Annotated in this window: 15 protein-coding genes; 13 read left to right on the top strand and 2 right to left on the bottom strand. The window is 44.6% G+C overall.

Features of this window, described 5'->3' with window-relative positions; genetic code table 11:
• The first annotated feature begins 5 nt into the window (after nucleotides 1-5).
• The 7 genes from J7M13_06605 (at nucleotide 6) to rpoD (ending at nucleotide 11,494) form a co-directional block, all read left to right on the top strand.
• On the top strand, nucleotides 6-2,060 hold the full coding sequence (locus tag J7M13_06605) for a glycine--tRNA ligase subunit beta (protein MCD6363652.1): 2,055 nt from the start codon (nucleotides 6-8) through the stop codon (nucleotides 2,058-2,060).
• Between the two features lie 7 nt (nucleotides 2,061-2,067).
• Nucleotides 2,068-2,901: a kinase/pyrophosphorylase gene (locus J7M13_06600; protein MCD6363651.1), complete on the top strand. Its 834-nt coding sequence runs from the start codon at nucleotides 2,068-2,070 to the stop codon at nucleotides 2,899-2,901.
• Entirely contained in the window at nucleotides 2,873-5,518 is a 2,646-nt protein-coding gene (locus J7M13_06595) for a pyruvate, phosphate dikinase (protein MCD6363650.1), read from the top strand. The genes J7M13_06600 and J7M13_06595 overlap by 29 nt, the downstream gene beginning before the upstream one ends.
• Complete coding sequence (locus J7M13_06590) at nucleotides 5,515-6,576, top strand: deoxyguanosinetriphosphate triphosphohydrolase (GenBank protein ID MCD6363649.1); 1,062 nt, start codon at nucleotides 5,515-5,517, stop codon at nucleotides 6,574-6,576. Before J7M13_06595 ends, J7M13_06590 begins: the two co-directional genes overlap by 4 nt.
• Before the next feature lie 19 nt (nucleotides 6,577-6,595).
• On the top strand, nucleotides 6,596-8,551 hold the full coding sequence (locus J7M13_06585) for a sodium-translocating pyrophosphatase (protein ID MCD6363648.1): 1,956 nt from the start codon (nucleotides 6,596-6,598) through the stop codon (nucleotides 8,549-8,551).
• A gap of 95 nt (nucleotides 8,552-8,646) precedes the next feature.
• Nucleotides 8,647-10,413, top strand: coding sequence for a DNA primase (locus J7M13_06580; GenBank protein MCD6363647.1), 1,767 nt, complete (start codon nucleotides 8,647-8,649; stop codon nucleotides 10,411-10,413).
• Entirely contained in the window at nucleotides 10,394-11,494 is a 1,101-nt protein-coding gene (gene rpoD / locus J7M13_06575) for an RNA polymerase sigma factor RpoD (protein MCD6363646.1), read from the top strand. Before J7M13_06580 ends, rpoD begins: the two co-directional genes overlap by 20 nt.
• Here rpoD and J7M13_06570 read toward each other — a convergent pair.
• Together J7M13_06570 and J7M13_06565 are read right to left on the bottom strand one after the other, a co-directional pair.
• Nucleotides 11,491-12,663 carry a pyridoxal phosphate-dependent aminotransferase gene (locus J7M13_06570; GenBank protein MCD6363645.1) on the bottom strand — a complete coding sequence of 391 codons (1,173 nt, stop codon included), beginning with the start codon at nucleotides 12,661-12,663 and terminating at the stop codon, nucleotides 11,491-11,493. The two genes, rpoD and J7M13_06570, sit on opposite strands and share 4 nt — an antisense overlap.
• A complete protein-coding gene (locus J7M13_06565) occupies nucleotides 12,620-14,107 on the bottom strand; it encodes a HAMP domain-containing histidine kinase (GenBank protein MCD6363644.1) in 1,488 nt (495 codons plus the stop codon). Before J7M13_06565 ends, J7M13_06570 begins: the two co-directional genes overlap by 44 nt.
• Nucleotides 14,108-14,225: 118 nt before the next feature.
• Between J7M13_06565 and J7M13_06560 the strand changes: the two genes are divergently transcribed.
• The 6 genes from J7M13_06560 to J7M13_06535 form a co-directional block, all read left to right on the top strand.
• On the top strand, nucleotides 14,226-15,023 hold the full coding sequence (locus J7M13_06560; protein MCD6363643.1) for a carbon-nitrogen family hydrolase: 798 nt from the start codon (nucleotides 14,226-14,228) through the stop codon (nucleotides 15,021-15,023).
• Entirely contained in the window at nucleotides 15,010-16,893 is a 1,884-nt protein-coding gene (locus J7M13_06555) for a UvrD-helicase domain-containing protein (protein ID MCD6363642.1), read from the top strand. Before J7M13_06560 ends, J7M13_06555 begins: the two co-directional genes overlap by 14 nt.
• 1 nt (nucleotide 16,894) lies before the next feature.
• Nucleotides 16,895-17,491: a dephospho-CoA kinase gene (locus J7M13_06550; protein MCD6363641.1), complete on the top strand. Its 597-nt coding sequence runs from the start codon at nucleotides 16,895-16,897 to the stop codon at nucleotides 17,489-17,491.
• Nucleotides 17,451-18,371, top strand: coding sequence for a CRISPR system precrRNA processing endoribonuclease RAMP protein Cas6 (cas6, locus tag J7M13_06545; protein MCD6363640.1), 921 nt, complete (start codon nucleotides 17,451-17,453; stop codon nucleotides 18,369-18,371). Before J7M13_06550 ends, cas6 begins: the two co-directional genes overlap by 41 nt.
• The gene (locus J7M13_06540) at nucleotides 18,343-18,495 is read left to right on the top strand and encodes a hypothetical protein (protein ID MCD6363639.1); all 153 of its coding nucleotides are present in this window, start codon (nucleotides 18,343-18,345) and stop codon (nucleotides 18,493-18,495) included. The genes cas6 and J7M13_06540 overlap by 29 nt, the downstream gene beginning before the upstream one ends.
• Before the next feature lie 19 nt (nucleotides 18,496-18,514).
• A partial coding sequence (locus J7M13_06535) for a hypothetical protein (protein ID MCD6363638.1) occupies nucleotides 18,515-19,819 on the top strand: 1,305 nt, incomplete at its 3' end.

Here is a 19,819-nt window from a genome sequence, read left to right as displayed (position 1 = left end):
CTTTCATGAGCAGAGATCTGGTTTTTGAGATAGGAACTGAGGAACTGCCCGCAAGCAGTGTTCCGGTTCTTCTTATGGCTCTTGAGGAAAACGCAACATCTTCGTTGAAAAAAGAGCGTTTGGGGTTTGAAGAAATTAAGACTTTTGGAACGCCGAGAAGGTTGATACTTTTCGTGAAGGGACTTTCCGAGATCCAAGAAGATCTGGTTGAGGAGATCAGGGGTCCTCCAAGAAGGGTTGCCTTTGATGCGCAGGGGCATCCTACACAAGCTGCCATTGGTTTTGCAAGAAGCAGGGGCGTTCGCGTTGAGGAGCTCGTGGTTAAGGAAACGGAGCAAGGAGAGTATGTTTTTGCGATTAAAAGGCATCGGGGGAGACCGACAATTGATGTCTTAAAGAAACTCTTGCCCGATCTTATTTTTTCTCTTCCCCTTCCGAGATCGATGAGATGGAAGGGAAATATTCGCTTTCTTAGACCTATACGTTGGCTTCTTGCTCTCTATGGTGATGAGGTGGTTGAATTTGACCTTGAGGGATTGAAGAGTGGAAGAAAGACAAGGGGACATAGGTTCATGGGAGCTTTAGAGATTGAGGTTGGGAACGTTGAGGAATTTTTCAGTGAGCTTAAGAAGCAGTTTGTTATATTTGATCCTGCTGACAGGAGAAGGATAATTAAGGAAGGAGTCAAAAGGTTTCAGAGAGAGGTTGGAGGTAGGGAGCTTCTTGACGAGGAGCTTCTCGAGGAAAATGTCTTCTTAACGGAGTATCCCGTGCCGGTGAAAGGAAGTTTTAGAAAAGAGTTTCTGAAGCTCCCAGGCGAAGTTCTTGTCATGGTCATGAAGGTAAATCAAAAATACTTTCCCGTATATGAGAGTGATGGAAAGCTTCTACCCTATTTTATCGCGATAAGTAATAATAGAGCTTCTCTCATGGATGAAATAGTTGAGGGATATGAGAGAGTTCTTGAAGCCAGGTTTGAGGATGCTGACTTCTACTTTAAGAAGGATCTTGAACATACCCTTGAGGAGAGAGTTCCTCTCCTTAAAGGTGTTATCTTTCTTGAAAAGATTGGAACCATGTATGAGAAGATGGAAAGGATAAGGGCCCTTTCTCTCGATATAAATCTCAAGCTTGGCTCTCCAATATCATCAGAGCTGGTTTCAAGAACCGCTTATCTTGCTAAGGCGGATCTCGTAACTGATATGGTCAGTGAGTTTCCGGAGCTTCAGGGCGTGATGGGAAGAGAATATGCCCTTAGATCCGGCGAGAGCGAGGAGGTAGCTCTTGGCATATACGAACACTATCTCCCTCGCTTCTCCGGTGACGAGCTCCCAAGGACATGGACGGGGATAATAGTTGGAATTGCAGATAAGATTGATAACATAGTTTCCTGCTTCATGGCTGGTTTATCTCCGAGTGGATCGCAAGATCCGTATGCTCTGCGGAGGCAAGCTCGTGCCGTAAACGAGATAATATGGGAAAGGGAGCTTAATCTATCTCTTGAGGAGATTATTTCAAGGAGCACAGAACTGCTTAAGGCACCTGCTTCTGTTAGAAGCGAGGTAATAGAGTTCTTTAAAGCGCGGTTGAGAAATCAGCTTCGTGAGAGAAAATTTTCTCATAAGGTTGTTGAGGCGGTTATGGCTCCCGACTGGTCGAGACCTCTTGATCTGCTCAGGAGAGCTACCGTTTTAGAGAAGCTTCTTGGGGATGAGGACTTTAGGAGCTTTGCTTCTGCATTCGTTAGGGTTGTAAATATACTTAAGGGAATAGAAATTGAGGGGGAGATCAGGGAAGAGCTTCTTAAGGAGGAGGCGGAGTGGAAGCTATATCGTTCTTTCTCTGATTTGAGGGAAGAAACAGAGCTTCTTTTTCTTAAAGGGGAATATGAGAGCTTTATGAGAGCGCTTTTCGTTCTGACAGATGCTATAAACTCTTTCTTTGATAACGTGCTTGTTATGGCTCCTGAGGAAGATCTTAAGCTAAATAGACTTAGGCTTCTTAAAATGATAAGAGACCATGTTGAGAGAATAGGAACTATTTCCCTGCTGGCGGGTTGATAGAGCCATGAGGATTTTTGTCGTTTCGGACTCTACTGGTGAGACTGCTGATCTCGTTTGCAAAGCTGCTCTCTCTCAATTTCATGGCCTTAACTATGAAATTGAGAGATTCCCTCACATAGTTAAGGAAGAGCACGTTGATGAAGTTCTTGATACGGCAGTCAAGGAGGGAGCGCCGTTAATAATTTATACCTTTGCATCTTCGAAGCTTAGAGAGTATATGAGGAAAAGATCGAATGAGAAAGGATTGTTAAGCGTTGATATTCTTGGTCCCATAATATCGGCTCTGGAAAGGACATCAGGTAGAAAACCCACTGAGAAACCTGGTTTGCTTAGAAGGATGGACGAGGCTTACTTTAGAAGAATAAGAGCTATAGAATTTGCAGTTAAGTGTGACGATGGTAAATATCTTCCAGGGTTGAAGAAGGCAGATGTTGTTTTAATAGGAGTCTCAAGGGTATCGAAGACGCCCGTTTCTATGTATCTCGCATATAGGGGTATATTTGCGGCCAATGTACCGCTTGTGCCCGAAGTTGACCCTCCCAAGGGGCTTTTCGAGATGGATAGAGGAAGAATAGTAGGCTTAACGGTTGAACCGGGAAAGCTCGTACAGGTCAGGCAAGAAAGGCTTAAACTTATGGGGCTTGGAAGCGAGGTTAATTATGTTAAGCTTGAGAGAGTTATGGAAGAGCTACAGTATGCTGAGGAGGTTATGAAACAGCTTGGCGTTCCCATAATAGATGTGACGAGCAAGGCTATAGAGGAAACTGCCCAAGAGGTAATATCTTACCTCGAAAGGAGGGGACTGCTTGATGAGAGAAAAGCTGATATATCTGTTTGAGGAAGGCAGTGCTCAAATGAGGGAACTGCTTGGAGGTAAAGGCGCTGGGCTTGCTGAGATGACGAGAGCAGGCTTGCCTGTTCCACCGGGCTTTACCATAACTACCGTTGTTTGCAGAGAGTATCTGAGGAGAGGAAGAAAGATAATAGATGAAATAAAAGCGGATGTAGAAGATAAGATGAAGATACTGGAAGAAAAGACCTTAAGAAAATTTGGAGACTCCCGGAATCCTCTTTTAGTCTCGGTCAGATCAGGTGCTCCTATATCTATGCCTGGGATGATGGATACCATCCTGAACCTCGGCTTAAATGATGAAACGGTTAAGGGGCTTGCTTTGCAAACGAATGACGAGAGATTCGCCTATGATAGCTATCGCAGGCTTATCCAGATGTTTGGAAATGTAGTGATGGGAATCCCTCACGATAGATTTGAGGAGATCATAGATAGATGGAAGAGGAAGAAGGGGTTTAAGTACGATAATGAGGTCGATGCCGATACGTGGAAAGCTGTTATAGAAGATTATAAGGTGCTTATAAGGAAAGAGAAAGGTAGAGACTTTCCTCAAGATGTGTGGGAACAGCTGTTTATGGCTATAGCTGCGGTTTTTGAATCTTGGAATAACGAGAGAGCCAAGGTCTACAGAAAGATTCATGGCATTTCCGATGAGATGGGAACCGCGGTAAATGTTCAAACCATGGTTTTTGGCAACATGGGAGATGATTCTGGGACCGGTGTCGCGTTTACAAGAAATCCCTCAACAGGCGAGAAGAAGATATACGGGGAGTTTCTTATAAATGCGCAGGGAGAGGATGTCGTTGCGGGTATAAGAACACCTCTACCTATAGATAAGATGGCGGAGGTTCTTCCTAATGTTTACGAGGAGCTTAAGAGCGTTTGTGAGCGACTTGAGAGGCACTATAGGGACGTTCAGGATATAGAATTCACTGTTGAGAAGGGTAAGCTTTACCTCCTTCAAACGAGAACTGCTAAGAGAACCGCTCAAGCTGCGGTAAAGATCGCGGTTGATATGGTTAAGGAAGGAATAATTGATAAGGAAACTGCTGTTATGAGGATCTCGCCGAAGCAGGTTGAAACGCTGTTGCACAGGCAGATAGATCCTGAAGCTAAGTACGAGGTCATAGCGAAGGGGCTTCCTGCGTCTCCCGGTGCGGCTTGCGGTAAAGTTGTTTTTGATCCTGATGAAGCGAGCGAGCTTGGGAGCAAAGGGGAAAAAGTGATACTTGTGAGACCTGAAACCACCCCTGACGATATACATGGGCTTTTTGCTGCGGAGGGGGTTTTAACGAGCAGGGGAGGCATGACGAGTCACGCTGCCGTTGTTGCCAGAGGAATGGGGAAACCGTGCGTTGCGGGTTGTGAGGATATAAGCATAGATCTTGAGAAGGAGTTATTTACCGTTGGAGATATCGTAGTCAAAAAGGGAGATGTTATAACTATAGATGGGGGTAGGGGAATCGTCATACTTGGGGAAGTTCCTATGATAGAGCCTTCCTTAAGCGGTGAGTTTAGAGAGCTTCTCTCATGGGCGGATGAGATAGCGCGTCTTGAGGTATGGGCTAATGCAGATACCCCTGAGGATGCGCGTAGAGCGAGAGAGTTCGGGGCGAAAGGAATAGGCTTATGTCGTACCGAACATATGTTCATGGCAGAAGACAGGCTTCCAGTGGTTAGAAGGATGATAATGGCGGTTTCCAAGGAAGAAAGGGAAGAAGCTCTCAAGGAATTACTGCCCATGCAGGAGGAAGACTTCTATGGGATACTCAAGGCTATGGAGGGATATCCCGTTACCATAAGACTTCTTGATCCTCCTCTCCATGAATTTCTCCCCAAAGAGAGAGAAATACTCGAGGAGCTTATAGAGCTTAATAGGAACCCTGAGGCAAATAAGAAAGCTATTGAGGAAAAGCGAGAGCTTTTACGGAGGGTAAGGCTTCTTCAGGAAGCGAATCCTATGCTTGGCTTTAGAGGGTGCCGCTTGGGAATTGTTTACCCTGAGATTTACGAAATGCAGGTTAGGGCAATATTTAGAGCTGCAGCGAGACTGACTAAGGAAGGATATAAGGTGATCCCTGATGTTATGCTTCCTATAGTGAGCCACTGGAAGGAGATGGAAATTTTAAGGGAGATGGTTATTAAGGTTGCTGAAGAGGTTTTTTCTGAGGCTGGTGTTAAAGTTGAATATCGCGTTGGAACGATGATAGAGTTGCCCAGAGCGGCTATAACTGCTGATGAAATAGCAAAACACGCTGAGTTTTTCTCCTTTGGGACTAATGACTTAACTCAAACAACCTTTGGCTTCTCAAGGGATGACATAGAAGCTAAGTTTCTTCCCGAATATCTGAGCAAGAAGATTCTCACGCATAATCCTTTCGAGGTTCTGGATAGGAATGGCGTAGGTGCTCTCATGAGAATAGCTGTAGAGAAAGGCAAGAAAGCGAGGCCTAATATAAAGCTTGGGATATGTGGGGAGCACGGAGGAGAACCTTCCTCTATAGAGTTCTGTCATGAGATAGGTTTAGATTATGTCAGCTGTTCTCCCTACAGGGTTCCGGTTGCGCGTCTCTCTGCAGCTCAAGCTAAAGTAAAGCAGGAATGATAATAAGGGAGATAACCCAGAGGATAGAAGAGAGGATCCTATCGAGATATGCCTGCCCCTCGAGTAGAACGAGGGGCAGGCTATGCCCCGAAAAAGAGTGTGATCTTCGTACACCTTTCCAGAGAGACAGAGATAGAATTGTTCACTCAAAGTCCTTCAGAAGGTTAAAGTATAAGACGCAAGTGCTTCTTTCTCCTCAGGGAGACCACTATAGAACGAGATTGACTCATACCTTGGAAGTTGCTCAAATCGCAAGAACCATTTCGCGGGCGCTCAGACTAAATGAGGATTTAACGGAGGCTATAGCGCTTGGGCATGATTTAGGTCATACACCTTTTGGGCATATGGGAGAAGAAGCTCTCGATGAGATATCAAGAGACGAGGGATTAGAGGGCTTCAGACATGCTGAACAAAGCCTTAGGGTGGTTGATAAACTTGAAAGAGATGGACAGGGCTTGAATTTGACTGTTGAGGTAAGGGATGGTATTTTGAAGCATTCCAAGGGGCAAGTTGACTTCAGGAAAGGATTTTCGTCCGATCCGCCCTTGACGCTTGAGGGAATGGTAGTTAGAATTTCAGACTGTATAGCATATTTAAATCATGACCTTGATGATGCTATAAGGGCGGGGCTAATCTCTAATGTGGAGCTTCCGAAGGACGCGATCGATTTTCTCGGGAAAACTCATGGAGATAGAATAGATAAAATGGTTAAGGATTGCGTTGAGCAGAGCTTTGAAAAACCTGAGATATCCTTGAGCAAAGACATGCTTGAAGCTATGGAGGAGCTTAGACGCTTTCTTTATGATAGGGTTTACATGGGAGAAATAGCCCGAAAAGAAAGACCAAGAGTACGATATATGCTCAAGGGATTATATAACTTTTTTGTGAAGCATCCCAATACCTTGCCAGAGAGCTTTAAGAGGAGAATAGGCTCTGAGGAGCTTAGAAGGGTAGTTATAGATTACATAGCTGGAATGACCGATAGATATGCCTTACAGCTTTTTAATGAACTTCTCCTGCCTCATCCTTGGAGAAGCGAAGCATGGTATAACATTTAAGAGGAGGTGCTTTGGAAACATGGGTGTCCTGGTATTCTCAATCGTTGTTGGCCTTTTAGCGCTCGCTTTCGCGACCTACGCGGCTAAAAGGGTTGGAAGTGCGGACCCAGGACCAGAGAAGGTTCGGGAGATTTCGGAGATCATTCATGGTGGAGCTATGACTTTTCTCTTTAGAGAGTATAAGGTTCTGATTCCATTTGTCATAATTGTTGCTGCCGTTTTGTCGTGGAAAGTGAGCGTGAATACTGCGATAGCTTTCGTTTCAGGTGCGTTTTGTTCGGCTATGGCGGGATTTGTTGGTATGAATATAGCCACCAGAACCAATGGTAAGACCGCTCATGCGGCGAGGCAAGGAGTTGCTCCAGCTTTAAGGGTGGCCTTTCTGGGTGGAACGGTTATGGGCATGTCTGTTGTGGGGCTTGGTATTCTGGGAGTTGCCGTTTTGTATTCGATATTTGGAGATCCAAACGTAATAAATGGATTTGGTTTTGGAGCAAGCTCCATAGCTCTCTTTGCTCGTGTCGGTGGAGGAATATATACTAAGGCTGCCGATGTCGGTGCGGATCTCGTTGGTAAGGTTGAGGCGGGAATACCCGAAGACGATCCAAGAAATCCAGCGGTGATAGCTGATAATGTTGGGGATAATGTTGGGGACATAGCGGGTATGGGAGCGGACCTCTTTGAGTCGTACGTTAATTCTATAATAGCTGCAATGGTAATAGGGGCTGTGGTTTATGGCGTTAAAGGAGTTGCTTATCCTCTTCTTTTAGCGTCTATAGGAATACTTTCTGCAATTATAGGAAGTTACTTTGTCAGGGTCAGAAAAGATGAGGATCCTCAGCTCGCTTTAAGAAGAGGAACGTATATAACGGGTGGGCTCATAATAGTGGCGAGCCTGTTCGTTACAAAGTTCCTTTTCAATAATCTTGGTCTTTTCTGGGCAGTCGTTGCGGGTGATATAGCTGGCGTTATAATAGGTTTGATAACGGAGTATTACACTTCTTCGCTTTACTCTCCTGTTAAGAAAATAGCCGAATCTGCTCAAACGGGAGCTGCCACGGATATACTCATGGGGATAGCGGTTGGAATGAAGAGCACGGCTTTACCCGTTCTCGTTCTGGTTGCCTCTATAATTGTTTCTTATGTTCTTGGTGGATTGTATGGTATAGCGATAGCAGCGGTTGGAATGCTTTCCTTGACAGGAATGACCCTCTCGGTTGATGCCTACGGTCCTATAGCTGATAACGCCGGAGGCATAGCTGAGATGGCGGGGCTTCCACCTGAGGTTAGAAAGATCACGGATAGATTAGATGCGGTTGGCAACACGACCGCCGCTATAGGTAAGGGGCTTGCGATAGGATCTGCTGCATTAACAGCGCTTGCTCTTTTCTCCGCTTATAGCACCGCGGTTCATCTTAAGGTTATATCTCTCATTTCTCCCAAGGTCATAGCGGGAGCGTTTATAGGTGGTATGTTGCCTTTCCTGTTTTCTTCCTTTGCCCTTGAGGCGGTTGGAAAGGCAGCGTATGCTATGGTTGAGGAGGTTCGTCGCCAGTTTAGGGAGATCCCTGGCTTGCTCGAAGGTAAAGCTAAGCCGGATTACAATAGATGTATAGATATAAGTACAGCTGGTGCGCTGAAACAAATGGTTGTTCCTGGTTTACTTGCGATTCTATCTCCACTTGTTGTGGGATTCTTGCTCGGTAAGGCCGCGCTTGGAGGGCTTCTTGCCGGAGCTATAATAACCGGCGTTCTTCTTGCTATATTTATGGCAAATGCTGGTGGAGCATGGGATAACGCTAAGAAATATATTGAGGAAGGACACTTCGGTGGTAAAGGAACTCCTACTCACGCTGCTGCAGTAGTAGGTGATACCGTTGGAGATCCGTTTAAAGATACTGCGGGACCATCGCTTAACATTCTCATTAAGCTTATGTCTATAATCTCGCTTGTATTTGCTTCGCTCTTTAGCTAAAAGCTCTGTAGGTTCTTTGTTTAAACTGTAGATCAAACGGGGGCTCCTTCCATGAAAGGGAGCCCCCGTTTGATCTTAAGGAGGAGAGGGAATGATTGAGGTTCCCACCGGGTTTTGTTGAAGAAGTTAGAAGAAGGAACGATATAGTTGAGGTTATATCTGAATATATACCCTTGAAGCGAGCGGGGAAGAACTATAAGGCATTGTGTCCCTTTCACAGTGAGAAGACGCCATCCTTTATAGTTAGTCCCGATAAACAGATCTTTCACTGCTTTGGATGCGGTGCTGGTGGAGACGTTATTGGCTTTATCATGAAAATAGAAAAAGTATCCTTCTATGATGCGGTTTTAAGACTCGCCGAGAGGGCAGGAATATCGCTGAAAGAGATGGATCCCGCTACGCTGACCCGTGAGGCGAGAGAGAGAGAAAGAATATATAAGCTCAACGAGCTTGCTCTTTCCTTTTTCGAGTCAAGTTTATGGGGTGAGGAGGGAAGCGAGGCGCTCTCCTATCTCAAAAGGAGAGGTATAACTCTTTCTACTATAAAAGCCTTCAGAATGGGATACGCACCATCGTCGCGAGACGCCCTTGTGAATTTCATGATTAATAAGGGGATATATCCTGAGGAGCTTGCAAGAGCGGGCCTTATCTCTTCCTCTCTTGATGGAAAATATTATGATAGGTTCAGAGGAAGAGTGATATTTCCTATATTGGATGAGCGGGGAAGGATTCTCGGCTTTGGTGGAAGAAGCTTGACTGGGGAGGAACCAAAGTATCTTAACTCCCCTGAAACTCCCGTTTTCAGTAAGAAAAAGCTTCTCTTTGGGATAGATAAGGCCTTAAAATATGCCAAGTCTGAAGATAGGTTGATTCTGGTTGAGGGATATATGGACATGATAAAGCTTTTTCAGGAAGGGGTAAGATTCACGGTCGCTTCCTTGGGAACATCTCTGACGGAAAGGCAGGCTAATTTAATAGCTCGATATGTCTCACATGTCTTTATAGCGTATGATGCTGATTCAGCGGGGGAATCTGCTACCTTGAGAGGGCTTTCTCTTCTTGTGAATAAGGGGCTTAAGGTGAGCGTTGTTGAACTCCCTCGTGGAAGCGATCCCGATGATTTTGTTTCAAAATATGGAAAGGAGGGGTTTGAAAGGCTTCTTGGTGAGGCGCGAAGCTTCTGGGAATTTAGAATGGAGATCATATTTCGCGACTATGACCCATCTGATATGGAGAGCAAAAGAGCTGCTCTTAAAAAAGCGGTGGAATTCTTATTGGAGCTTTCGGAGTCTGATAGGGCTCTTGTAGTGCCGGAGGTCTCTCGTAGACTTGGCGTTCCTGAGAGAGTGATATTGAGATCTCTTCGCTCGGGTTTGAAAAGAGGACCGCGAAGCTCTGCGATAGCTTCTACTTCCTTGCGCAAGAAAGATGCCTTTCAAAGGGCTGAGGAGGAGCTTATCCTGACGCTTCTTAAATACCCAAAGCTTTCGGATAAGCTCCTCGCGTGTGGAGGAATTGATCTATTAGAAGATGAAAAAATGAGATGGATATTGAGAAGGATTTTAGATGGTTTCAGCGAAAGTGAAATAATGGGAGAGTCTCAAGAAGATGAGGAACTTGCCGGGATAGTCGCAGGGATGGCTTTGAGGGAGCCTCCCTGCACGGAGGAAAAGATAGAGCTTTACTTTGAAGCTCTTCTGGAGAAGCTCGTATCCCGGAAACTTAAGAAGAGGTTAGAAGAGCTTGAGGAGAGATTGAGGCGTGAGGGCTCGCTACCCGGGACCCTGTATGAAGAGTATCTGAGACTTCTCAAGCAGTTTCATGGAGGAGGGTGGTGTGCGGATGCAGGAAGAGGTGGTTAGGGAGAAGATGGAGAGGGTAAAGACGCTTCTTAAAGAGGGAAAGGATAAAGGATATGTTACCTATGATGAAATAGACAAGGTCCTGGGGAAAGAGACCATCACTCCAAACGAGCTTGATGAGCTTTACTTGAACCTTATGGAGATGGGTATAGATGTGGTGGATTCGCCGGAAACATACGAGAAGCTAATCGGATCACGTGATAAGAAAGGAGCTGAGGGAGAGTCTATAGATATAGACCTTGGCGAGGAAATAGCGCTTGATGATCCGGTAAGGATGTATCTTAAGGAGATAGGAAAAATTCCTCTTCTAACGGCGGAGGAGGAGGTAGAGCTCGCAAAGAGAATGGAGCAGGGAGATATGGAAGCTAAGAGGAAGCTTATAGAATCCAATCTCAGACTTGTTGTTAGCATAGCCAAGAAGTACATAGGTAGGGGTATGCTCTTTCTCGATCTGATACAAGAGGGAAATCTGGGGCTCATAAGGGCGGTTGAAAAGTTTGATTATAGAAAGGGATACAAGTTCAGCACCTATGCTACCTGGTGGATAAGGCAAGCTATAACGAGAGCTATAGCTGATCAAGCCAGAACCATAAGAATTCCCGTTCATATGGTCGAAACCATAAACAGGCTTATGAGGGTTTCAAGACAGCTCGTGCAGGAGCTTGGTAGAGAACCTACCACTGAGGAGATAGCTAAGGCTATGGATATGCCCGTTGAGAGGGTGGAAGAGGTTCTTAAGATATCGCAGGAACCTATATCTTTGGAGACCCCGATAGGTGAGGAAGAAGATAGTCACCTTGGTGATTTTATAGAGGACAAAGTAATACCTGCTCCCGCGGAAGCTGCAACGTGTCAGCTACTTAAAGAACAGCTTGAGTCAGTGCTAAACAGCCTTTCCAAGCGGGAAAGAGAGGTCCTTAAGCTCCGCTTTGGGCTTGAGGATGGCAAACCGTGCACTCTTGAGGAGGTAGGCAGGCGCTTCGGCGTTACACGCGAGAGAATAAGGCAGATAGAGGCTAAAGCGTTAAGAAAGCTCAGGCACCCTACAAGAAGCAAGAAGCTTAAGGACTTTCTGGATTAGTCTAAGCTTTCGAGAAACTCCTTTATTCTACAAGATGCTTCCTCAAGCTCCTTTCTGGAGGCAGCATAAGATATGCGTATATATCCCGGTGAAAGAAAGGCCTTACCAGGAACTACTGCTACGAGCTTTTCGGACAGAAGCTTCTTGCAGAAATCTGCATCGTCATTTATCGCTTCTCCCTTAAGCTTTTTACCTATCGTCTCCTTTATGTTTACAAACAGGTAAAAGGCCCCCTTTGGTTTTCTTAGCCTTATATATGGAGCTCCTCTGAGCGATGAGAAGAGGAGCTCTCTTCTTTTTTCAAATTCCTTTACCATTTCCTTTACCTCGTCTTGTGGACCTCTTACCGCCTCCAACGCTGCTCTTTGTGCGATAGAGCAGGGATTTGATGTCATATGTCCTTGAACGATTCCCATTGCCCTTATGAGATCTTGGGGACCCAGCCCCCATCCTATCCTCCATCCGGTCATAGCATATGCTTTAGATACTCCATTAACTATAAGCATTTTTTCCTTCGCCTCGGGAAAAAGATGAGCGAGTGATTCGCTTTTCTCCCCGTAGGATAGCTTTTCGTATATCTCATCGCTTATTATAAATATATCTCGGGATATTGCCATCTTTGCAATGGATAATAGCACATCCTTAGGGTAAACCGCACCGGTTGGATTATTAGGCGTGTTTATGATTATGGCTTTGGTTCTATTGCTTATCTTTCTCTCTATTTCTTCCGGATTTGGAACGAAATCGTCTTCCTCGCTGGCGTTGACTATCACCGGTTTTCCACCGGCAAGCTTTATCTGTTCAACATAGCTTACCCATGCGGGTGCTATAACGATGATCTCATCTCCCTGATCGCACAGGGCATAGATTGCATTAAAGATTACCTGTTTAGCTCCCACGGATACGATAACCTCACTTGGCTTATATTCTATCCCCCAATCTTTCTTAAACTTCTCAGCTATAGCTTCCTTAAGTTCGGGAATCCCGCTTGCGGGTGTATAGTGAGTAAAATCCTCCTCTATAGCTTTTATTGCTTCATCTTTTATATTTCTCGGTGTTGGAAAATCAGGTTCACCTGCCGCCAAGCTTATCACGTTTTTGCCCTCTCTCCTTAATCTCCCCGCCTCAGCCGTTATCTGAAGCGTTGCCGAAGGTTCTATCGCCTGCATTTTTCGGGCGATCTTTGTCAAGGCCTTCTCCTCCTTTCAGGGGAATTTCTATGAAAAATCTACTTCCCTTTCCAGGAGTGCTCTTAAAATAGATATTTCCCCCTATGCTTTTTATCGCCCTTAAGGCTAAGGGAAGCCCTATGCCTATTCCTTCATGCTGTCTTCTCAAGAAATTCTCACTCTGAGTGAAGAGCTCGAAGATAACTTTCTCTTTGTCTTTCTCTATACCTATACCGGTATCCTCGATGGCTATGATAGCGCTTTCATCCGCGACTTTCAAGCTGAGCTTTATATACCCTTCCTTCGTGAACTTCAGAGCATTATTTAATATCTCTCTAAGCGCCAGAGCTAACCTACTTGGATCGGTTTTTACGATGATATCTTCCTTCGGAAGCTTCAGAATGAACCGTAATTTCTTCCTCTCAGCCAGCTCCTTTATCGTTCCCGCCTCATCAGCAAGCAAGCTTTTTAAGCTTATCTCTCTCATTTCAGGCTCTGAGTCAAGGCGTGAGTAAGAGAGCATTCGCTCTATCATTTTTGAAAGCTTTCGGGCTTCAGATGCTATTATTCTGAGACTTTCCTTGATCTCCTCTGATATATCTTCTCGAAGCAGTAGCTCGGAGAAGCCGATTATCGGTGTTAAGGGTGTTCTAAGCTCGTGTGAGACTATCGCAAGAAATGCAGTTTTTGCTTTGCTCAGTTCTTTAAGCCTCTCAACGCTTTGATTCAGCTCGCTGACAAGCCTCTCGATGAACTTTATTATCCCCTTTATCTCAGGGCTTTCCTTCTTAACAGGTGGGGGCTTGACGGGGAATCTGTTTGCACCTATCTGCCTTGTTATCCCGGTTAGATATCCGATCAGGGTGTTCATACAGCTTTTGATACCATTAATTGCCATGATAGATGATATGATTGTGATTATCAGAGCGAGGACGAATATTACAATGGAATCTCTATGAGCCTTCTTAAGCGTTTTCTTAAATTCTACTCTTATCCGAGCTATGGTTCCCTCCTTGTCCTTTATTCTTTCATTGAGGATTTTCAACGTGTCGCTCGTTAAGCTCAAGCAAAAGTTCAGAAATCCCTTTGCGGGGAATTCGGTTAAGGTTTCGATAGAGTTAAGAAGCATCGAGGTCGCTCTCTCAAGCTCCCTATCGGTTCCACTGAGCTCTCTTAGGATCTTAAGGGAGGATTCCAGACTCGCTATATCCCTTTTCAAAATCATGGAGGGAAGGTTTTCCGTTTCGAAAGAGATCAGGTCTCCCTGGAGGGCTTCAATTGCTTCTTTAAGATTCTCAAAATATCTTAGTATGAGAGTTTCCTTCGAGAAAAGACTCTCGCTTTTCCCTACCTTCTCGATAATCCTGATGTTTATCCATCCTAAAATAAATAAAGCTATAAAGATAATCGTTATAAGGATAAGGATACGCGTTTTGATTCCCATCTTACTTAAAACTCGCATAATATAATTATACATGCAGAGTTGGTGATTGTCCATGTGAGTGAAGGATTTTCGAAAATCCATTGTGATATAATCTTTGTAGCTTCCTTAGGAAAGGGGGATGGTTGGATTGCTCAAGGTTGCGGTCTTCCAGATCGATGTGAAGCTTGGGGACCCGGAGTATAATCGGTCGAAGGTGAGAGTTTTACTCGAAAAGGTGAAGTTTAAAAGGCCTGATGTCGTCGTATTACCAGAGATGTGGGATATAAGCTACGATTTGAAAAATATTAAGGAGCTTTCGGTTCTTGAGGGGCCTAAAACCATTAAGTTTATAATGGATATGGCTCTCCGATTTCAGGTTAACATCGTGGCTGGAAGCATTGCGTTAAACGAAAAAGGGAAGATATATAACGCTTCTTTGGTCTTCAGCAGAGAGGGAAAGCTCCTTGGAATCTATAGAAAGGTACATCTTTTTGGCCTTATGAATGAAGATAAAGCCTTCGAGAGGGGAAAAGAGCTTGGTCTATTTGATCTTGAGGGGATAAGATGTGGCCTTATGATTTGCTACGATATACGCTTTCCGGAGCTCGCACGGGCGCTTGCGCTTAAGGGAGCGCAGATAATATTTGTGCCCGCTCAATGGCCTCTTTCTCGTCTATCTCATTGGAAAACTCTTCTTCAGGCAAGAGCCATAGAGAATCAACTTTATATAGTTGCTGCGAATAGATATGGACAGGAAGGAAAGATAGAATTTGCTGGAAATTCACTCGTCATCGACCCATGGGGGGAAATAATCGCTGGCGGTAGCGAGCTTGAGGCTATAGTATTTGCGGAGATTAACATAGATAAGGTAAAGGAGGTCAGAGAAAGGATCCCTGTCTTTAAGGACAGGGCACCGGAGGTTTATGGACTTTCTTAAAGACTTAAATGATAAACAGAAAGAAGCAGTCTTATATAATGAAGGACCGCTCCTCGTTCTCGCAGGAGCGGGTAGCGGAAAAACAAGGGTTGTTACTTATAAGATAGCTTACCTTATTAAAGCGAAGCTGGCGAGCCCTCACGAGATTCTTGCGGTGACGTTCACCAATAAAGCCGCTTCTGAAATGAAAGAAAGGGTTAAAGTTCTTCTCAGCGATGACTTAAGGGGACTTATCGTTTCCACCTTCCATTCGTTTGGTTTAAGGCTTCTCAGGATGGAGGGGTTTAAGGAGGCGGTTATTGATGAGGATGACAGAGAAAAGCTTCTTAAGGAGATAGTGAAGGAAATATCACCGAGAGTGGAAGGAGTTACCTCATCTTACTGTGCTTGGAGGATAAGCCTGCTTAAGAATAGGATGATTCCTCCTGAGCTTTTCGCTCCCTGTACGCCGAAAGAGCGTGTGCTCCTGGATATATATGTGGAATACGAAAGGAGGAAAAAGTCCCTTCAACTTCTCGATTTCGATGATCTGCTTCTTGAGCCATTAAGGCTTCTTTCAAGCGATGGGTTGCTGGAAAAGTACTCAAACAGGTTCAGGTATATCCTTGTTGACGAATATCAGGATATAAACAAGCCGCAATTTCTGCTGGCCAAGAAGCTTTCATCTTCAAGTAGAAGGATAACCGCCGTTGGAGATCCTGATCAGTCCATATACAGCTGGCGAGGAGCGGATCCGGGCATTATCCTTAACTTTAAGACCGACTTCCCGGATGCCAGGATAATCTCTCTTGAGCGTAATTATCGCTCAACTATGTCGATACTTGAGGCAGCAAATAGCGTTATATCCAATAACGTTAACAGGTATCAGAAAAAGCTGTGGACGGATAAGGGAAGAGGCAGACCGGTTGTAGTCTACAGGGGAAATTCTGATCTCGACGAGGGTAACTTCATCGTGGAGGAGATATTATCGTTGAGAGGAGAGGGGTACTCATTTAAAGATATCGCGCTACTTTACAGGGCGAACGCCCAATCTCGCTTCTATGAAGAGCTTTTCCTAAGAAGTGGCATTCCCTACAGAATAGTTAGGGGACTTCACTTTTACGAGAGAAAGGAGATAAAAGATATTCTCGCTTATCTGAGAATTCTCGTTATGCCTTATGATATTTTCAGCCTTGAAAGGGCTCTTTTAACGCCACCTCGAGGTATAGGGAAAAAAACGATTGAAGCCCTTAAGGAGCTTATTTTAAGCGAAGGTTTAACCATATGGGAGGGCTTGAAGAAATTTGAAGGGCAGGCGAGAATCAAGAAAGCGCTTTTGTCGTTTTCCTTATTGATAGACTCTCTTAGAGAAAAGGTCAATCAGATTCCCCTGCGAGAGCTTTTCTCTCTCGTTCTTGAAAAAAGCGGGTATCTTGACATGCTATACTCGCTTGGAAGGGAGTGGGAGGACAGGCTTAAAAACCTTGAGGAGCTTTCGACCGTTATAATCCGCATGGAAGAAGAGGAAGAGAATCTAACGCTTGAGGCATTTCTGGATAGAATCTCGCTTTACACCGATCAAGATCTCCGAAAGGAGGAAAGGGATGCGGTTAACATGCTTACCCTTCACGCTTCCAAGGGGCTTGAATTTCTAGTGGTTTTTATGGTGGGGATGGAGCAGGGACTATTCCCGCTTTATAGAAGCTTAAACGATCCTCAGGAGCTTGAGGAGGAAAGAAGGCTCTGCTATGTCGGTATGACCAGGGCTAAGGAAAGGCTTTATATGACTTCAGCATGCTTCAGAAGAATATATGGCTCCTCGCTTTCAAATCCTCTCTCGATGTTTGTTCAGGAAATAGATCCCGTTCACAGGATTTTTCTGGAGGATTGATTTGATAATAGGCTTAACCGGTGGGTTAGGGTGCGGTAAAAGCGAGGTTGCAAGGATTCTTAAAAAGCGGGGGCTTAAAGTTATCAGCGCTGATGATATTGCTCACTCTCTGCTTGAGGAGAATTTCGTAAAAAGCAGAATAAGGGATATATTTGGTGAAATCGTTTTCACCCCAAATGGAGAAGTAGATAGGAAAAAGCTTGCAGGGATAGTCTTCTCGGATGAGGAGAGACTCCGTAAATTAAATTCCATTCTTCATCCTCTCATTCGGCGGGTAATAAACGCGGAGATTGCTAAGGCTCGTGAGAAGGGAGAAGATCTTGTCGTTGAAATTCCCCTGCTTCTTGAATCAAAAGGCGCGTATGATGTGGATGTTATAGTGGTCGTTTCCGCACCTTTAGATAAAGTAATCAAAAGGCTAAAGGAGAAGAAAGGATGGAGCAAAGAGGAAATTAAAAGGAGGCTAAGTAAACAGATGCCTCTTGAGCAGAAAGAGCGCCTCGCTGACCATGTTATAAAAAATGATGGCACCCTTGAAGATCTGGAGGAAAAGGTAGATGCTTTACTGGAGAAATTACGCTATCGTTTGCATCGCTGAGAGTGAAATAAAGCTCCCGGAGTTTGGTGCCAATCTAATTAGGGGGAAGTTTGGAGCAACTTTTAGAAAGCTCGTATGTTTGCGAAAAGCTTCCGATTGCTCCACCTGCATGCTTAGATTTTCCTGCCCTTATTTTTATGTTTTTGAGACACGCCCTCCACCGGGTACCAGGATAATGAGGAAGTATAACTCCGCTCCACGCCCTTTCGTGATATCCCTACCTTTTAAGGAAATTCGTCTTAAGAAGGGTGATAGCCTTAGGATAGATCTCACCCTCATAGGTAAAGCTAACGATTATCTCCCTCATTTCGCTTATACCTTCCTTAAGGTCCTGAAAAAGATGAATTTTAGGCTTCAATCGATTTTCCACGAAGGGAATGACCTTTTTAAGGGAGAAGAGATAGAAATTCCCGTTTCCTCTCCTAAGATGCTTTCCTTTGAGATAATGGAGGGAAGATCTTTCTTTTCCGTTTCTCTTTCATTTGAGACCCCGCTAAGGCTGATTTTCAACGAAAGATTTCAAGAAGAGCCCTCTTTCTCCGCGCTCTTGAGAAACTTTTTCCGCAGGATAGTTCTTCTGGACTACTTTCACTGTGGCGGAGATGGCATATATCCCTTTAAGGGAATCCTTGAGGAACTCGAGAATGTAATGCTAAAAGAAGGGAGGTTTGTCAAAAAATCATATCGTCGATTTTCTCATCGCCGGAGTAAGCCCATGCGCCTGGAAGGGATCCTTGGAGAAGCGGTTTACGCTCCCGTTCCTTCCTTTCTTCTTTCGTATCTTGATGCTATGAAGGATCTCCATGTTGGTAGAAACACTACCTTTGGTTTCGGAAAGGTGGTGATGAAAGATGCAAGAGGGATTAAGGGAGATTCTTGAAGAAGCGGGGAGATTAATATCCAGCGGTGAGATAGAGAAGGCAATTTCTATCATGGAGGGAGCGTTTCCAATTCCGGATATTAAAGATAGCGATCTTCACTTTGAGGCTTTCAAGGTTCTTTAAAGCACTTGGGCTTGATAGCATGGCTGAAACGGAGTTATCTCTCGCGGTTAGGGACGATAGGGATAACATAGATGCCTTAGAGTGTCTCATTGAGCTTTATATAGATAAGAGAGAGCTCGAAAGGGCTGAAAAGCTTCTTAAAAAGCTTCTGGGTTCTTCCCATCATACTAAAAGCATATACTTGCTATTGGCTCGGATTTACGAAATTCAAAACAATGATGAGGCTCTTGAGGAATTATGTAGGAAAGCGTTTGAGGAAACGAAAGACGGAGTTTTCAGAAATATTCTCAATAGTCTCAGAGAAAGACAAGAGCTTCCCGCCGATGAGAACCTTCTCGTTCCCTCAGAAGTTCATCTCGCGAAGTTTCTTTCCCTTTTTAGGGGAAGAGAGGGAATACACGCGCGTCAGTGGGTTACTCCTCGGGGAGAAGTCGGTTTTACCCCGGTGAGGGAGCCCTTAACGTTGAACCTCGTCAGAAATCATATTCTGGGGAACTATACCCTCGGGGTATATCAGCTCAGGGAGGATAACACGGTTTGCTTTCTCGCGTTCGATCTCGATGTTTCCAAGGGAGAGCTTTCATCATATCTCGCCCATGAGTCAGCGAGAAGAAGATTAAATGAAATCCTTCTCTCATCTGCGGGAAAGATATATTCTAAGCTTGAGGAAACCGGTTTAAAACCGTATCTTGAGCATTCCGGCTTTAAGGGATATCATGTCTGGGTTCTTTTTAAAAAGCCCATTTCAGCCAGAAGGGTAAGAGAATTCGGTTTAGCCCTTCTGGAATCCATAAAGCCCTTTCCCGGGGAGATCTTGGTGGAGCTCTTTCCCAAACAGGCTTTCGTTAAAAGCGGAGGGCTTGGTAATCTTATAAAGCTTCCGCTTGGAATTCATAGAAGGACAGGATCAAGAAGCCTCTTCGTTGATCTTGATGGTTCTCCATATGAAGATCAGCTCTCCTTCCTAATGGACATGGAAGCTGTTTCCGAAGAAGCTTTTAAATCCGCTTATGAGCTTCTTCAAGCGTTTAGAATCTCTTTTGGAGGAACTTTCCCGGGTGAAGAAGAAGCCGTAAAAAGAGAGTTCATTCTGGAAGAGGATAAGGAATTTATGATAATAAAGTCAAGATGCCCCGTTATAGCCAAGCTTTATGAAAAGTGCAAGAGTGGTTTTCTCCTTACTGGTCCCGAAATCTCGGTTATAACCTTCACCTTGGGTAATCTTTCAAACGGCGACAAGGTGGTTAACGCTCTTCTGAATATGTCTGGAGTTCAGAATAAAAGGGCTTACTTAAAAAGCAAACTTAACGGCTATCCTATGAGC

The sequence above is a fragment of the Synergistota bacterium genome (assembly GCA_021159885.1).
Lineage (GTDB): Bacteria > Synergistota > GBS-1 > GBS-1 > GBS-1 > AUK310.
This window is presented reverse-complemented; position numbering and strand designations above follow the sequence as displayed.